A 14,483-nucleotide genomic window follows, 5' to 3' on the forward strand; every position below is an offset into this window, starting at 1 on the left:
ACCGCCTAACCCATCGCCGCTAACCCCCGCCCCGCCCCGCGCCGACCCGGAGGTCGACGCGGCGCTTGGCGGGGGTTTCTGGTCAGGCGACGGGGGCCTTGCCGAGGGCGATCTCGGCCTCCTCCTCCGGGGTGGCCTGCGCCGGTGCCTCGTTGGCGGTGCGCAGTGGGATCTCCTTGATGAACCAGGCGAGCACCGGGATCACGATGGTGAACAGCACCGCCCAGAGGAAGACGTGCGAGATGGCGTCGGCGAGACCGCCGAGCACCAGCTCCCGCGCCTGGGCGGGCAGCTGCTTGAGCATCTCCAGGTCCATTTCGGCCCCGGCCTTGCCACCGAAGGCGTCGCCCGCGGCGGAGTCGGCCAGCCGGTTGGCGAAGATCGCGCCGAACAGCGAGATGCCGAACGAACCGCCGATCGACCGGAAGAAGGTGGCCGCGCCACTGGCCGCGCCCAGGTCCTTCTGCTCCACGCTGTTCTGTGCGATCAGCATCGAGGTCTGCATGAGGAAGCCCATACCGACGCCGAGCACGACCATGTAGAGCGAGGACTCCACCTTGCTGGTGCCGGTGTCGAGCAGGGTCAGCAGCACCATGCCCGCGGTCATCACCACGCCACCGATGATCGGGTACGCCCGGTACTTGCCGTTCTTGGTGATCGCCCGCCCGATGACCAGCGAGACGACCAGCATGCCGAACATCAATGGCAGCAGCAGCAGACCGCTGTTGGTGGCCGACGCCCCCTGCACGGTCTGCTGGTAGAGCGGCAGGAAGTTCATCGCGCCGAACATCGCGAAGCCGAGCAGGAAGCCGATCACCGAGATCAGCGCGAAGTTGCGGTTGGCGAAGAGCCCCAGCGGCAGGATCGGCTCCGGAACCCGGCGTTCGACCAGGCCGAACGCCACCAACGCGAGCACCGCCAGCACGGCCAGGCCGAGGATCTGCGCGGAGGCCCAGGCGTACTGGCTGCCGCCCCAGGTGGTGATCAGCACGATCGCGGTGATGCCGACCGAGAGCAGCCCGGCGCCGAGCCAGTCAATCCGGTGCTCGGTGCGGTACTTCGGCAGGTGCATCGTGGTGATCAGCACGAGCAGCGCCACTCCGCCCAGCGGCAGGTTCACGTAGAACGCCCAGCGCCAGGACAGGTGATCGGTGATGAAGCCACCGACCAGCGGGCCAGCGACCATGGCGATGGCCATGATGCCGGCGATCATGCCCTGGTAGCGCCCACGCTCGCGGGGCGGGACCAGGTCGCCGATGATCGCCATCACGCCCACCATGAGGCCGCCGGCGCCCAGGCCCTGCACGGCCCGGAAGCCGATGAGCTGGACCATGCCGTCCTGCGGGCCACCGAACATCCCCGAGCCGGCCATGCCGCAGAGGGCGGAGCCGATGAGGAAGATGATGACCGAGGTGAGGAAGACCGACTTGCGGCCGTAGAGGTCACCGAGCTTGCCCCAGATCGGGGTGGAGACGGTGGTGCCCAGGACGTACGCGGTGACCACCCAGGTGAAGTGGTCGAGCCCGCCGAACTCGCCGACGATCCGCGGTAGCGCGGTGCTGACGATCATGTTGTCGAGCATCGCGAGCATCATCGCGATCATCAAACCGAACAGCACGACCCGTACGTTGGGTCGTGCGCCGGCCTGGGTTGCCTGAGTCATGGGTAAGCTCCCCCCGAGGATTGCCATACTTACTTGCCGCCCGGCTAGTCACCTTACTAGCCGCACGGTAAGTTGGGTAGCAAGTCACAGTCAAACCAATTGGAGGGCGTGGGTGAGGGAGAGCACAGGCGGGACGCGGGAGCGGATCAAGGCCGTCGCGCTCGAGCTCTTCACCGAGCAGGGGTACGAGAAGACGTCGCTGCGGGAGATCGCTGAGCGCCTCAACGTCACCAAGGCCGCCCTCTACTACCACTTCAAGAGCAAGGACGACATCGTCGCCAGCTTCGTCGAGGACCGGCTGGAGAAGATGGACGCGCTCACCGCGTGGGCCGAGTCGCAGCCCGCGATCCTGACCACCCGACGTGAGCTGATCTCCCGGTACGCCGACACCATGTTCGCCGGTGACCTGCCCACGGTGATGCGTTTCTTCGAGCAGAACCAGACGGTGCTCAAGAGCCTCGCCTCCGGCCAGCAGATGCGCGGCCGGATGATGCAGCTCGCCAACGCGCTCTGCCGGGGCGACGACTCCCCCGCCGCCCAACTGCGCGCCGCGCTGTCGCTGTTCGCCGTGCACACCAGCTGGTTCGCCGTCCGCGCGCCGGACATCAGTGACGACGAACGCCGCCGGCTCGCCCTGGAGGTGGCCGACGAGTTGCTGGCCGCCATCGGCTCCGAGCCGGGCGAGGACGCCAAGCCGGGTGAGGACGCCGACCCGGGTGAGGACGCCAAGCCGGGCGAGGACGCCGAGCCCGACGTCAGCGCCACACCGGCCAGCTCGGGCAGCCCGCAGGGCTGACCGACCGGCGGCTCAGCCGCGGGGCAGCTCCAGCCGCAGGCCGAGCAGGTCCACACCCTCCTCCGGCGACCAGTCCTTCTCGGGCAACCGGACGAATCCGAGCCGCTCGTAGAGCCGGTGCGCCGAGGCGGCCATCCCGGCCCGGACGCAGATCACCACGGCCGTGCAGCCCAGCTCGACCGCGCGGTCCACGCAGGCCCGGGCCAGTGCCGCGCCGACACCACGCCCCTGCGCGGCCGGGTCCACCGCGAGCATCCGGAACTCCGCCTCGCCCGGCCCGGACAACTCGGCGAACGGCGTGCCCGGCAGCACGAAGGTGACCGAGCCGAGCACCGCGCCGGTCGCCTCGTCCACCGCGACCAGCACCTCGCCACTGGCAGCGCGAATCGACACGTCGGCCAGCACCACGGCGTACCCGTGCTCGCCCTTGAGCTGACCGTCGGCCTCGTACGCGGCCACGGTCAGCCGGGCCACCGCCGCAAAGTCGCCCGGCTCGGCGCGCCGGACCAGCACGCCGGTCAACCGATCACCGCGATCAGGTCACCGTCCTGCACGACGTCACCCTCGTTGACGACGAGCTGCTCGATCACACCGTCGGACTCGGCGACGACCGGGATCTCCATCTTCATCGACTCGAGGATCACCAGGGTGTCGCCCTCGGACACGGTGTCACCGGTCGACGCGACGACCTTCCAGACGTTCGCCACCATCTCGGCGCGGATCTCCTCGGCCATGTCCAGGCCCTCCCTTTTCGCGATGTGCCTGCCGACGTATCCAATCATGCGGCAGCGGACGGTGGGCGCGGAGCGGTGCGGCCCGGTTGCCGCGCCCGCCCTGGGGAAGGCGGCGCGTGTCGACCGCACTACCATCAGCGGGTCGGACCCGACGCCGGGCGGCCGGAGGGTGCACGGGCGCCGAGGTTGTGCGCACGAGGGATCCGACCCATCACGAGGAGGTCAGCATGGCGAAGAAGTCCCGCAAGAAGAAGGCCCGTAAGAAGAGCGCCGCGAACCACGGCAAGCGTCCCAACTCCTGAGTCGGCGCGGCGGGCCACGGCCCGTCACCGATCAGCCCGAGCCCGGCGGACACCGGGTACACCGGTGGCCCGGGTCGACATCGACCCGGGCCACCGGCTTCGTCCGTCAGATGTGCCGACGCTCAGTCGGCCAGCTCGCGGGATTCACTGGTCTCGAAGACCACCAGCTCGGTGAGCTTGACCCGCAACCGCTCGCGCAGCTCGTTCGGCGCGGTCTCGTTGCCGCAGCAACGGGCGACCAGCGCACGGACCTCCTGCTCGAGGCCGTACTCGCGCAGGCAGGGCCCGCACTCGTCGAGGTGGTGCCGGATCAGCGTGCGCCGCTCGTCGGCGCACTCCAGATCCAGGTAGAGGTAAACCTCCGCGAGCACCTCGCGGCAGTCCGTCTCGTGCGGCTCCCCACAGCTCACGTCACACCTCCCGGCCGGCAGCGGCAGCGGTCGAGCCCTTCGACGAGCGGGCCGCACTGAAGCCCCGCTCCGAGGCGTAGCGCTCGAGCAGCTTTCGCAGATTACGACGGCCGCGGTGCAGACGCGACATCACGGTGCCGATCGGCGTGCCCATGATGTCGGCGACCTCCTTGTACGAGAAGCCCTCGACGTCAGTCAGGTAGACGGCCAGGCGGAACTCCTCCGGCAACTGCTGGAGGGCCTCCTTGACGTCGCTGTCCGGCAGCCGGTCGAGCGCCTCGGTCTCGGCCGAACGCAGACCGCTGGAGGTGTGCGACTCGGCCTCGGCGAGCTGCCAGTCGGTGATCTCCTCGGTGGGCGCCTGGATGGGCTGGCGCTGCCGCTTGCGGTAGGAGTTGATGTAGGTGTTGGTCAGGATCCGGTACAGCCAGGCCTTCAGGTTGGTGCCCTGCTCGAACTGGTGGAAGGCGGCGTACGCCTTCAGGTAGGTCTCCTGGACCAGATCCTCGGCATCCGCCGGGTTGCGTGTCATCCGCAGCCCAGCAGCGTAGAGCTGATCGACGAATGGCATCGCGTCCCGCTCGAACCGGGCCCTGCGCTCGTCCGTCTTCTCGGTGGTCAACCGCACATCCCCTCGCGTCGGATGCTTTCCCGCCGAGGATACGCGCACGGACCTGGCCACAGATTCACTTCCGGCCGGTGTGCCCGCGCTCACCGCGTCCAGCCCGCCCGGTTCCACCGTCGCGGGCCACTCCGGAGCGTCCAACAGCCGCTTCAGCTGCTGGGCATCCCTTTCGTCCCGTTCCCGGATCCGTGTCTCGGTCGGCACCGGTCACCCCCCTCGCAGAAAAGTCGTCCGGGGGTAGTAACGCGAGATGACGGGTGGGGCATTCCGGCCGCCTCTCCCGTTCCTGGTCCCGGCCCCGACGGGCGGCCGGCGCTGGGACCAGGAAGGGCCTGGGAGGGTCGGCACCGCCCGTCCGGAACTGGTCTGGCGGCACCATCGGATGCAACGACCCGCGCCCGGCACCGGACACGGTCCCCCCGGCCCGCCGGAACGAGGATCGCCGATTCAGTCGGCCGTCCAGCCCCGGGTACGCAGCCAGTCCCGCACCACGTCCGCCGTGCCGGCCGGATCCCGCCGCAGGTCGTGCGTCTCCCTCGGACGGGTCACCACGTGCACGGCCGGCCCGGGCTGCGGCACCCCGAAGGGGTCGCGGTCGCCGTTGACCACCAGCGTCGGCAGGCCGGTGTCCAGTTCGGCGGCCCGGGAGCGTTCCGGGCGACCGGGCGGGTGCAGCGGGAACGCCAGCGCCACGACACCGGCCGCGCCCACCGCGTGCGCCGTCCGGCACGCCACCCGCGCGCCACTGGAGCGACCGCCGACCACCAGCGTCGCAGCGCCGGGGTGCCGGTCGCGCAGCACGGCGGCGAGCACCGCCGTCCAGGCCTCGTCGAGGTGGCCGGCGGGGGCCGGCGCGCGGCGGCCGGCGACCCGGTAGGGCTGGGTCACCCGGATCACCGCGAGGCCGGCCGAGACCGCCGCGTCGCGCACCGCGAGCAGGTCGGGCGCGTCCACGCTGCCACCCGCGCCGTGCCCGAGCACCAGCAGCGCGGCGTACGGCCGGGCTGGCAGGTCGGTGTCGATCCGCGCTGGCCCGCGTGGGGTGTCGATCTGGTCGCTGAGCGGCACCGGCCCATTCTGCGCCGCCCCGCCGCGGGCCGGGCGGCGACCGGGCCGATGGTCAGCTCAGCGGGACCAGGGTGAGCAGGCGGTCCCGTACCGGTGGGCCCGCCTCGTCGGCGGCGGCTGGATCCGGTTCGACCTCGCCGCGCCAGGCGACGAGCATCGCTCTGCGCTCGCGGGGCGTGGTCGCGCCCCATACGCCGTGGCAGTCACCGACCTCCAGTGCCCAGGCCAGGCAGGACCCCTGCACGTCGCATGTGCGGCACAGTGCGACGGCGGCGTCCGCCGGCTCGTTCGGTGCCGGAAAGAATGTCTCCGGATCGACGCTCTGGCAGGTGCCTCTGGTGCGCCATGCGTCGTCCTGCCGCCTTTCCCGCAAGGCCCGCAGCAGTCTCGGATCTCGCTGCGCCGCGGCCACCTCGTGCGGGCGGGGCATACGTGCCCGTGTCATCCACCCACCTCCCCCGTGGGACCGGCAAGATCGATGGTTGTCGTCCGCCCCGTGCGAATCGACACCCACTACCGGCGCTGTGTTCTATCGCACTTATGGACGCCGGGACAAGGGGCTGCCGGGAACATGGCTGAACGGCCAGGAGACGAATCACGCGCAACCCTGGCAAATCGGTGCCCGACGATGCGTGGTCGTCAGAACAGGGTCAACTCCTGCGGTGCCGGCTCCATCGGCACGCGGGCAGTCAGATGCGGACCGTCGTTGCGGACGTCGCCGACCGCCGGGCCCACCGGACGGATCTCCAGACCGGCCAGCCAGTCCGGCGACGGCGTGGCGAGCAGATGGTCCGGCTCGTCGGTCGGCGCCAGCCAGGAGGACCACCGCTGCGACGGCAGCAGCACCGGCATCCGGTCGTGCACCTCGGCCAGCTCGCCGAGCGCCGCCGTCGTCAGCACGCTGAAGGTGAGCCGGGTGTCGGTGCCGGACTCCCAGACCGACCAGATGCCGGCCAGCGCGAGCACCGACCCGTCGGCGGGGGTCATGTAGTACGCCTGCCGGCCGCCGTCGGGCAGCCGGACCCACTCGTACCAGCCGTCGGCCGGGACCAGGCAGCGGCGGCGCGCGAACGCCCCGGCGTACGCCCGGCTGGTGGCCACCGTCTCGGCCCGCGCGTTGATCATCCGGGCCGCCCCCGCCGCCGAGCGGGACCAGTGCGGCAGAAACCCCCAGCGGCCCACGCACAGGCTGCGGTGCCCCTCCGGGGTGAGCCGCACCAGCGGCACCGGATCGGTGGGCGCGACGTTGTGATCCGGCCGCACCTGGCCGTCGGTGTCGTCGGACGACTCGAACAGCGCGCTCAGCTCGCCGGAGCTCCGGGTCGTCGCGTACCTGCCGCACATGGTGCCCACGCTAACCCGCCGAGGGCCCCGTCGACTGTGCCGCCAACCGGGAGTACGAGCACCGACCGACGCCGTGCACCGGCCGACACGGCAGAATGTAACCGTGGGGAACCTGACCGCGACCCGGCCACCGCAGCCGTGGACCGCACCGACCGCGTCCGACCCGGTGGCGGTGACACTGCGCCTGCCCGGCTCCAAGTCGATGACCGCCCGCGCCCTGGTGCTCAGCGCCCTGGCCGCCGGCCCGTCGACGCTGGCGCGGCCGCTGCGCGCCCGCGACACCGAGCTGATGGCGTCCGGCCTGCGGGCGATGGGCGCGCACGTGTCGATCAGCGACGACGAGCGCTGGCTGGTCCGACCGCACCCGCTGGTCGGCCCCGCGCACGTCGACGTCGGGCTGGCCGGCACGGTGATGCGGTTCGTGCCGCCCGTGGCGGGCCTGGCCGACGGGCAGGTCACCTTCGACGGCGACCCGTACGTCCGCACCCGGCCGCTCGGTCCGCTGGTCGACGCGCTGCGCTCGCTGGGCGTGCGGATCGACGTCACCGGCTCCGGCAGCCTTCCGTTGACCGTGCTGGGCACCGGCCGGGTCACCGGCGGCGAGGTGGTGATCGACGCGTCCGCCTCCAGCCAGCTGGTCTCCGGGTTGCTGCTGGCCGCCCCGCGCTTCGACCGGGGCGTCGTGGTGCGCCACGTCGGCCCGCCGGTGCCCTCCGCGCCGCACCTGCGGATGACCGCGCAGATGCTGCGGGCCGCCGGCGCGGCGGTCGACGACTCCACGCCCGACGTGTGGACCGTCGAGCCCGGCCCGCTCACCGGGCGCGGCTGGGAGATCGAGCCGGACCTCTCCGGCGCCGTGCCGTTCTTCGCTGCCGCCCTGGTCACCGGCGGCGAGGTGACCCTGCAGGGCTGGCCGCACAGCAGTGCGCAGCCGGTCGAACAGCTCCGCTCGCTGCTGCAGCGGATGGGCGGCGAGGTCACCCTCTCCACCGACGGGCTGACCGTGCGGGGCACCGGCGTGGTGCACGGCCTGACCGCCGACCTCTCCGACGTCGGCGAGCTGACGCTCGTGCTGACCGCGCTGGCCATGCTGGCCGACTCGCCGTCGGTCTTCACCGGCGTCGGGCACATCCGGGGCCACGAGACCGACCGGCTCGCCGCGCTCGCGCGAGAGTTCGGCGGGCTCGGGGCGGACATCACCGAGACACCGGACGGCCTGGAGATCCGGCCGCGGCCGCTGCGCGGCGGGACCTTCCGCACGTACCACGACCACCGGATGGCGCACGCCGCCGCGGTGGCCGGGCTCGCCGTGCCCGGCATCGAGGTGGACGACGTGGGGTGTACCTCCAAGACCATGCCCGAGTTCCCGGCACTATGGTCAGCGATGGTGACCGGCAAGAGCTGAGGCGAGAAGAGGACAGGTCCTGGCGACCAGACGGCGGGAGTACGACGAGGACGACGTACGGGTCCGGCCCGGGAAGTCGTCGCGTCCGCGTACGCGCACCCGACCCCAGCACGCCGACGCGGTGGACGGCTTCGTCATCGCCGTCGACCGGGGGCGATACCAGTGCGTGCTGGCCGGAGCCGAACGCGGCGTGGTCGGGGCCGAGCTGCCCACGATCACCGCGATGCGGGCCCGCGAGCTGGGCCGCAAGTCGGTGGTGGTGGGTGACCGGGTCAGCCTCGTCGGGGACACGTCCGGCGCGGAGGGTGCCCTCGCCCGCATCGTCCGGATCGCCGAGCGCCGTTCGGTGCTGCGCCGCACCGCCGACGACGACGAGACCACCGCCGAGGGTCGCCTGGAGCGGGTGGTGGTGGCCAACGCCGACCAGCTGGTGATCGTCAGCGCGTTGGCCGACCCACCACCGCGCACCGGGTTCATCGACCGCTGCCTGGTGGCCGCGTACGACGCGGACGTCGAGCCGCTGCTCTGCCTCACCAAGGCCGATCTGGCCGGGCCGGAGGAGGTGCTGGGCTACTACACCGAGCTGGAGCTGCCGTACGTGCTCAACCGCCCCGACTCCGACCTGGACGCCCTGCGCACGCTGCTGAGCGGCAAGGTGTCGGTGCTGGTGGGGCACTCCGGGGTGGGCAAGTCGACGCTGGTCAACCGTCTCGTGCCGGACGCCCTGCGCGCGGTCGGCGTGGTCAGCGCCATCGGCCGTGGTCGGCACACCTCCACCAGCGCCGTGGCGCTGCGACTGCCACCGGTGCCCGGTGTCGACACTGACCCGGGTTGGATCATCGACACCCCGGGCATCCGCAGCTTCGGGTTGGCGCACGTCTCCGCGGACAGCCTGCTGCACGGCTTCCCCGACCTGGTCGAGGGCACGGTCGACTGCCCACCGAACTGCCCGCACACGGCCGACGAGGCCGACTGCGGGCTGGACGCCTGGGTGGCCGCCGGCAAGGCCGATCCGCGCCGGCTGGCGTCGTACCGCCGGTTGCTCGCCTCCCGGGCCGGCGAGGGTGACGCGCGCGGCGAGAGTGACCAGCGCGGCCCGGGCGAGGGTGACCGGCGCGGGCCCGACGAGTGACCCGGCGGGCGTCGGCTAGGTTGCCGGGATGACCGGGTACGCCGACGACCTCGCTCTCGCCCACCTGCTCGCCGACCGGGCCGACGCCATCGCCACGGGCCGGTTCCGGGCGCTCGACCTGCGGGTGGAGGCGAAGCCCGACCTGACCCCGGTCTCCGACGCGGACACCGCCGTGGAGCGGGAGATCCGCGCGCTGCTGGCCGAGCACCGGCCGGGCGACGGGCTGCTCGGCGAGGAGTACGGCGCGCGGCCGGCCAGCGACCCGGACGGCCGCCGGTGGATCGTCGACCCGATCGACGGCACCAAGAACTTCGTCCGGGGCGTGCCGGTGTGGGCCACCCTCATCGCGTTGTACGACGGCGACCGGCCGGCGGTCGGTGTGGTGTCCGCACCGGCGCTGGGCCGGCGGTGGTGGGCGAGCGCGGGCGGCGGCGCGTACGCGGGGCCGGGCCCGGACGCCGGCGTGCGGATCGGCGTCTCGGCGGTGCGGCAGATTGCCGATGCCAGCGTCTGCTACTCGTCGCTGACCGGGTGGGAGAGCGCCGGACGGCTCGACGCGATGCTCGATCTGCTGCGGGCCAGTTGGCGCAGCCGCGCGTACGGCGACTTCTACGGTTACATGCTGCTGGCCGAGGGCGCACTGGATGTGATGGCCGAGCCGGAGTTGTCGCTGTGGGACGTGGCGGCGCTGGTGCCGATCATCACGGAGGCGGGTGGCACGGTCACGGATCTGGGTGGTCGACCGGCTCCGACCGGCGAGCCGGGCACCGAGAGCAGCGTGGTGGCCACCAACGGTGCACTGCACGCCGACATCCTCGCTCGGCTGGATCGACCAGCCGAGCGCTGACCCCCGGCAACCTCTATCCTCGCCAGGTGGTCTCCTCCGGCTGGTGCTTCCTCGCGGCGATGATTGTCGCGTACGGCTTCGCCAACCTGCTCCAGTCGGTCGCCGCGGCGCGCACCACGGTGCACCACACCTTCGATCCGGGCCTGCTGCTGCGGCTGGCCGGGCACCGGACGTACCTGGTCGGGTTGAGCTGCCAGATCGGCGGTTTCGTGCTCGCGTTCCTGGCCCGTCGGGACCTGCCGTTGTTCCTGGTGCAGGCCAGCGTGGCGGCCGGGCTCGGGGTGACCGCCATCCTCGGTGTGGTGGTGCTGAAGTGGCGGCTGCCGGTGGCCGAGGTGGCACTGCTGGCCCTGCTCTTCGCCGGGATCACCGCGCTGGTGCTGGCCGCCCGACCGGCGCCGTCGAAGCAGCTCGGCACCGCCGGCTCGGTGGCCCTGCTGGTGGCGCTGGCCGTCATCGCGGTGCTCGGCGTGTTCGCCGTCCGGTTACACGGCGCGCCCGGGTCGGTGGCTCTCGGTTCGCTGGCCGGGCTGGCCTTCTCGTCGGCCGCGGTCGCGGCCCGTCCGCTGGCCTCCGCGCCGTCCGCCGAGGCGTTCCTCGCCAACCCGCTGTTCTACCTGCTGATCGCCCACTCGATCGTCGGCCAACTGCTGCTCGGCCTGGCCATGCAGCGCGGCTCGACGACCGCCGCGGTCGCCGCGATGGACGCGGCCGGCGCGGTGCCGGCGGCGATCGTCGGCCTGCTGCTGCTCAACGACAAGATCTGGCCGGGGCGTGAATGGCTGGCCGGGGTGGGCTTCCTGGTCACTCTGGCCGCGGTGATCGGGCTGACCCGGTACGCGCAACCCCAGCAGCACCGGTCGGTGCCGCGCCGCCGGGATCCGGCCATGGTCGGCGCCGGCCGGTCGGCCTGACCGCTCAGGCCTCGACCGGCTTGCGGCGGCTCACCACCCGCTCGTAGAGGCGTTCCAGCGCGCCCGCCGTCCGGTCCCAGGTGTAGCTGCTGCGGACCCGGTCCACGGCCGCGTGGCCGTAGGCGAAGCGGCCGGCGTTGTCGGCGAGCAGCCGACGCAGCGAGACACCGAGCGTCCGGACGTCGCCGGGGGGCACCAGCCGACCGGTGACCTCGTCGACGACGGCGTCCGCCAGACCGCCCATCGCGTAGCCGACCACCGGCACCCCGCAGGCCATCGCCTCCAGTGAGACCCGCCCCGCCGAGGAGTAGTGCGGCGTGCAGGCCACCACGTCGGCCGACCGATACCAGGTGGCCATCTGGTCGTGCGGCACCGCGCCCACCAGGCGTACCTGGTCGGCGACCCCGACCTGCTCGGCCAACTCTCGCAGCCGGCGTGCCTCCGCGTGGTTGGCCAACGCCTCGGCCGGTGGCCCGCCGGCGATCACCAGCTCGGCGTCGCCGACCAGCCGCATCGCCCGGATCAGGTCATCCTGGCCGTGGCCCGCGGCGAGCCCGCCGACGGAGAGGATCCGGGACCGCTGCTCGCGCGGTGCGGCCTCGCCGTCGGGGTGGAACTGGTCGGTGTCCACCCCGGCCGGCACCATCGCCACCGAGCTGCGTTGCAGACCCATCCGGGTCAGCTCGTCCACCTCGTCGTTGCTCTGGGCCACCGCGATGTCCACCGCCCGGGTCAGCGCCCGCTCCAGCGGGATCCGCTCCCCCGGCCCGTCGTACCGGCCGCCCAGGTGCCGCAGTTGCTCGACACCGAGGGAGTGGAAGGTCTGCACCACCGGGATGTCGGTTTCCCGGACGGCGTGCGCGGCGGCCAGCCCGCCGACCCAGTAGTGGCCGTGCACGATCTCGGGTCGCCAGGGGCCGGACCACTCGTCGGTGAGCCAGCGGCCGAACTCGGTGACGTGCGGGATCAGCTGGGCGGTGGGCAGCGGGACGGGTGGCCCGGCGGACACCCGGTGCACGTGATAGCCGTCGACGTCCATGGTCCCCGGCAGCTCGGAATCGTCCCGGCGCTCGTAGATCCGGACGTCGTGGCCTCGGCCGGCCAGCTCGGCGGCGACCCGCGCGATGTGCTGTTGGGTGCCGACCGGCGGGCCGTCGGCGTGCCGGTACGAGCTGGTGTGCGCGCAGACGAGGCCGACGCGCATGGGTCACCTCCCTGCGATCTTGTCCCTCGGCGGTGGTCCTCCCGGTCGAGCGTCCCATTAACCCGGTGGCCCGGAGTCGAAACCTGGCAGATCGGGAACAGTCCCCGCAGGTGCCGCCGACGGTTGCGCTACGACAATCATGAGAACCCGCGCCATGATCTGCCACCCTCCGCTGGTATGAGCAGGCCCGTGCGGGGGTACCGCTGAAGAATGCCGTTGACCCGCAGCCTCGACGATTCGACCGTGGTGATCACCGGCGCGTCCAGCGGGATCGGTACGGCCACCGCGTACGCGCTGGCCCGCCGGGGCGTCGCCGTCGTGCTCGCCGCCCGCAGCGAGCCGGCCCTGGAGCAGGTGGCACAGCGCTGCCGGGCGCTCGGTGGCCGGGCGCTGGTCGTACCGACCGACGTGACGGACCTGGAGTCGGTGCGGGAGCTGGCGGACCGGGCGGCGGCCGAGTTCGGGCGGATCGACGCCTGGGTGAACAACGCCGCGGTGAGCGCGGTGGGCCTGTTCGACGAGATTCCGGTCGCCGAGTTCCGCCGGGTGCTGGAGGTCAACCTGCTGGGGGCGGTGCACGGCATCAAGGCCGCGCTGCCGTACCTGGGAGCGGCCGGCGGCGGGGTTCTGGTCAACAACGCGTCGGTGCTGGCCGAGGTGGCGATGCCCTACCAGTCGGCGTACAACGCCACCAAGCACGGCATCCGAGGGCTCGCCGACACGGTCCGGCAGGAGCTGCGGGTCACCGGGCGGGGGCAGATCTCCGTCTGCACCGTCCTGCCGGCCACCATCGACACCCCGTTCTTCCGGCACGCGGCCAACCACACCGGCCGGGAGCTGGTGCCACCTCCGCCGGTCTATCCGCCCGAGGTGGTCGCCGAGACCATCGTCCGGGTGCTCCGCCGGCCACGCCGCGAGGCGTACGCGGGCGGCGCCGCCCGGCTCGTCGGCTTGCAGTGGCGGCTGGCGCCGGCGTTGGTCGAGCGCACCCTCGCCTGGTACGCCCACCGCACCCAGTTCGGTCCGGGCGCGCGGGTGGACAGCAGTGGCAACGTGTTCGGCACCGACGCCGAGGCGCGCCGGGAGGGCGGCTGGCACGGTCGGCGTCGGCAGCTGGTGCGGATGACGGCCGCGTTCGGTCTCGCCGCCGCGGGCACCGCGGTCGGCACGATGGCGGCGATCAACCGGCGCTCCCGGTTGGCGCGCTGATGTCGGCCGTCGACCGACCGGATGCGCCACTCGTCACCGGCGCGCACAATGGGGCGATCATGTCGACCGGTGTGCGGTGCTTCGTGGAGATCGACGAGTCGTCGGCGGTGGTCCGGCTGACCGGCGTGCTCGATGCCGGCGCGGCGGGCACGGTCCGCGACGCGCTGCTCGCGCGGCTCAGTGACCGTCCCGGTCCGGTGGTGGTCGACGTGACCGGGCTGCGGTTCGCCGACCCGGCCGTGCGGGGCGTCTTCGCCGAGGTGCGCCGGGAGGTTGCCGACTGGCCGGCCGCGGATCTGCTGCTCTGCGACCCGACGGTCGCCGGCCCCGACCCGGTGGGCGCCGCGGTGGCGGGCGTGCCGGCCTGGTCGACCCTGGACGGCGCGTTGGCGGCGGTCGCCGAGACTCCGTTGGCGGCGGTGCTCACCGCCGAGCTGACCCCGACGGTGGGTGCCGCACGGGAGGCCCGCGAGCTGGTCACCACCGGGTGCGAGCGCTGGGGTGTGCCGACGCTCGCCGACCCGGCGTGCATCGCGGTCACCGAGATGGTCAACAACGTGGTGGCGCATGCCCACACCCCGATGACGGTGCGGCTGGCCCCGCACGAGGACAGCACCCTGCGCCTGGCGGTCCGGGACCACTCCTCGCGGCGGCCGACGTTCGCGGGGCTGTCCCCGCCGGACCGGGTGGGCGGCCGGGGGCTGCTGCTGATCGACACGGTGACCCGCCGGTGGGGCAGCAGCGCCGTACCGGACGGCAAGGTCGTCTGGTGTGTGCTGCACCCCGACGACGAGGTCGGCTGACGGGGCTTTCCCACCCCGATGCCCGGT

16 protein-coding genes and 1 pseudogene are annotated in these 14,483 nt (G+C 72.7%); 8 read left to right on the forward strand and 9 right to left on the reverse strand.

Annotated elements, in window-relative coordinates; all coding sequences use genetic code 11:
- Nucleotides 1-82 precede the first annotated feature (82 nt).
- Nucleotides 83-1,663, reverse strand: a complete 1,581-nt coding sequence (locus F8271_RS13200; RefSeq protein ID WP_151489982.1) for an MDR family MFS transporter — start codon at nucleotides 1,661-1,663, stop codon at nucleotides 83-85.
- 112 nt (nucleotides 1,664-1,775) lie between these two features.
- On the opposite strand from F8271_RS13200, the gene F8271_RS13205 reads away from it, so the two are divergent.
- Nucleotides 1,776-2,459 (forward strand): TetR/AcrR family transcriptional regulator, encoded by a 684-nt coding sequence (locus F8271_RS13205; RefSeq protein ID WP_225854499.1) that lies wholly within the window; start codon nucleotides 1,776-1,778, stop codon nucleotides 2,457-2,459.
- A gap of 12 nt (nucleotides 2,460-2,471) precedes the next feature.
- Here F8271_RS13205 and F8271_RS13210 read toward each other — a convergent pair whose 3' ends face one another.
- Both F8271_RS13210 and F8271_RS13215 read right to left on the reverse strand, forming a co-directional pair.
- A complete protein-coding gene (locus F8271_RS13210; protein ID WP_151489983.1) occupies nucleotides 2,472-2,981 on the reverse strand; it encodes a GNAT family N-acetyltransferase in 510 nt (169 codons plus the stop codon).
- Complete coding sequence (locus F8271_RS13215; RefSeq protein ID WP_192580271.1) at nucleotides 2,978-3,199, reverse strand: biotin/lipoyl-binding carrier protein; 222 nt, start codon at nucleotides 3,197-3,199, stop codon at nucleotides 2,978-2,980. The genes F8271_RS13210 and F8271_RS13215 overlap by 4 nt, the downstream gene beginning before the upstream one ends.
- A 221-nt stretch (nucleotides 3,200-3,420) precedes the next feature.
- Between F8271_RS13215 and F8271_RS34170 the strand changes: the two genes are divergently transcribed.
- Nucleotides 3,421-3,495, forward strand: a complete 75-nt coding sequence (locus F8271_RS34170; protein WP_369814844.1) for a 50S ribosomal protein bL37 — start codon at nucleotides 3,421-3,423, stop codon at nucleotides 3,493-3,495.
- Between the two features lie 122 nt (nucleotides 3,496-3,617).
- On the opposite strand, the gene rsrA is transcribed toward F8271_RS34170, so the two are convergent.
- The 5 genes from rsrA to F8271_RS13240 form a co-directional block, all read right to left on the reverse strand.
- Entirely contained in the window at nucleotides 3,618-3,905 is a 288-nt protein-coding gene (gene rsrA / locus F8271_RS13220; RefSeq protein WP_151489985.1) for a mycothiol system anti-sigma-R factor, read from the reverse strand.
- A gap of 1 nt (nucleotide 3,906) precedes the next feature.
- Nucleotides 3,907-4,734: a sigma-70 family RNA polymerase sigma factor gene (locus F8271_RS13225; RefSeq protein WP_151489986.1), complete on the reverse strand. Its 828-nt coding sequence runs from the start codon at nucleotides 4,732-4,734 to the stop codon at nucleotides 3,907-3,909.
- A 243-nt stretch (nucleotides 4,735-4,977) separates the two neighbouring features.
- The gene (locus tag F8271_RS13230) at nucleotides 4,978-5,598 is read right to left on the reverse strand and encodes an alpha/beta family hydrolase (RefSeq protein WP_151489987.1); all 621 of its coding nucleotides are present in this window, start codon (nucleotides 5,596-5,598) and stop codon (nucleotides 4,978-4,980) included.
- 52 nt (nucleotides 5,599-5,650) lie between these two features.
- The gene (locus F8271_RS13235; RefSeq protein WP_151489988.1) at nucleotides 5,651-6,043 is read right to left on the reverse strand and encodes a WhiB family transcriptional regulator; all 393 of its coding nucleotides are present in this window, start codon (nucleotides 6,041-6,043) and stop codon (nucleotides 5,651-5,653) included.
- A gap of 194 nt (nucleotides 6,044-6,237) precedes the next feature.
- Entirely contained in the window at nucleotides 6,238-6,942 is a 705-nt protein-coding gene (locus F8271_RS13240) for an SOS response-associated peptidase (protein WP_151489989.1), read from the reverse strand.
- 103 nt (nucleotides 6,943-7,045) lie between these two features.
- On the opposite strand from F8271_RS13240, the gene aroA reads away from it, so the two are divergent.
- The 4 genes and pseudogenes from aroA to F8271_RS13260 all read left to right on the forward strand — a co-directional run bounded on the left by aroA (nucleotide 7,046) and on the right by F8271_RS13260 (nucleotide 11,287).
- Nucleotides 7,046-8,347 carry a 3-phosphoshikimate 1-carboxyvinyltransferase gene (aroA, locus tag F8271_RS13245; RefSeq protein WP_151489990.1) on the forward strand — a complete coding sequence of 434 codons (1,302 nt, stop codon included), beginning with the start codon at nucleotides 7,046-7,048 and terminating at the stop codon, nucleotides 8,345-8,347.
- A gap of 121 nt (nucleotides 8,348-8,468) precedes the next feature.
- Nucleotides 8,469-9,479: a ribosome small subunit-dependent GTPase A gene (gene rsgA / locus F8271_RS13250; protein WP_151489991.1), complete on the forward strand. Its 1,011-nt coding sequence runs from the start codon at nucleotides 8,469-8,471 to the stop codon at nucleotides 9,477-9,479.
- Between the two features lie 28 nt (nucleotides 9,480-9,507).
- Nucleotides 9,508-10,326 (forward strand): histidinol-phosphatase, encoded by an 819-nt coding sequence (gene hisN, locus F8271_RS13255; RefSeq protein ID WP_151489992.1) that lies wholly within the window; start codon nucleotides 9,508-9,510, stop codon nucleotides 10,324-10,326.
- Between the two features lie 59 nt (nucleotides 10,327-10,385).
- Nucleotides 10,386-11,287: pseudogene (locus tag F8271_RS13260) on the forward strand (hypothetical protein).
- Here F8271_RS13260 and F8271_RS13265 read toward each other — a convergent pair.
- Nucleotides 11,245-12,444 carry a glycosyltransferase gene (locus F8271_RS13265; RefSeq protein WP_151489994.1) on the reverse strand — a complete coding sequence of 400 codons (1,200 nt, stop codon included), beginning with the start codon at nucleotides 12,442-12,444 and terminating at the stop codon, nucleotides 11,245-11,247. The pseudogene F8271_RS13260 and the gene F8271_RS13265 overlap by 43 nt on opposite strands.
- Nucleotides 12,445-12,654: 210 nt before the next feature.
- On the opposite strand from F8271_RS13265, the gene F8271_RS13270 reads away from it, so the two are divergent.
- Both F8271_RS13270 and F8271_RS13275 read left to right on the forward strand, forming a co-directional pair.
- A complete protein-coding gene (locus F8271_RS13270) occupies nucleotides 12,655-13,653 on the forward strand; it encodes an SDR family oxidoreductase (RefSeq protein WP_151489995.1) in 999 nt (332 codons plus the stop codon).
- A 59-nt stretch (nucleotides 13,654-13,712) separates the two neighbouring features.
- Nucleotides 13,713-14,456 (forward strand): ATP-binding protein, encoded by a 744-nt coding sequence (locus F8271_RS13275; RefSeq protein WP_225854500.1) that lies wholly within the window; start codon nucleotides 13,713-13,715, stop codon nucleotides 14,454-14,456.
- The last annotated feature ends 27 nt before the right edge of the window (nucleotides 14,457-14,483 follow it).

Source organism: Micromonospora sp. ALFpr18c (genome assembly GCF_008868155.1).
In the GTDB taxonomy this organism is placed as follows: Bacteria; Actinomycetota; Actinomycetes; order Mycobacteriales; family Micromonosporaceae; genus Micromonospora.

Excerpts from the sequence above, each read along its gene's own strand:
- F8271_RS13265 (WP_151489994.1), bottom strand. The coding sequence starts at position 12,444 with ATGCGCGTCGGCCTCGTCTGCGCGCACACCAGCTCGTACCGGCACGCC.
- F8271_RS13270 (WP_151489995.1), top strand. The coding sequence starts at position 12,655 with ATGCCGTTGACCCGCAGCCTCGACGATTCGACCGTGGTGATCACCGGC.
- F8271_RS13200 (WP_151489982.1), bottom strand. The coding sequence starts at position 1,663 with ATGACTCAGGCAACCCAGGCCGGCGCACGACCCAACGTACGGGTCGTG.
- hisN (WP_151489992.1), top strand. The coding sequence starts at position 9,508 with ATGACCGGGTACGCCGACGACCTCGCTCTCGCCCACCTGCTCGCCGAC.
- F8271_RS13235 (WP_151489988.1), bottom strand. The coding sequence starts at position 6,043 with ATGACACGGGCACGTATGCCCCGCCCGCACGAGGTGGCCGCGGCGCAG.
- F8271_RS13240 (WP_151489989.1), bottom strand. The coding sequence starts at position 6,942 with ATGTGCGGCAGGTACGCGACGACCCGGAGCTCCGGCGAGCTGAGCGCG.
- F8271_RS13275 (WP_225854500.1), top strand. The coding sequence starts at position 13,713 with ATGTCGACCGGTGTGCGGTGCTTCGTGGAGATCGACGAGTCGTCGGCG.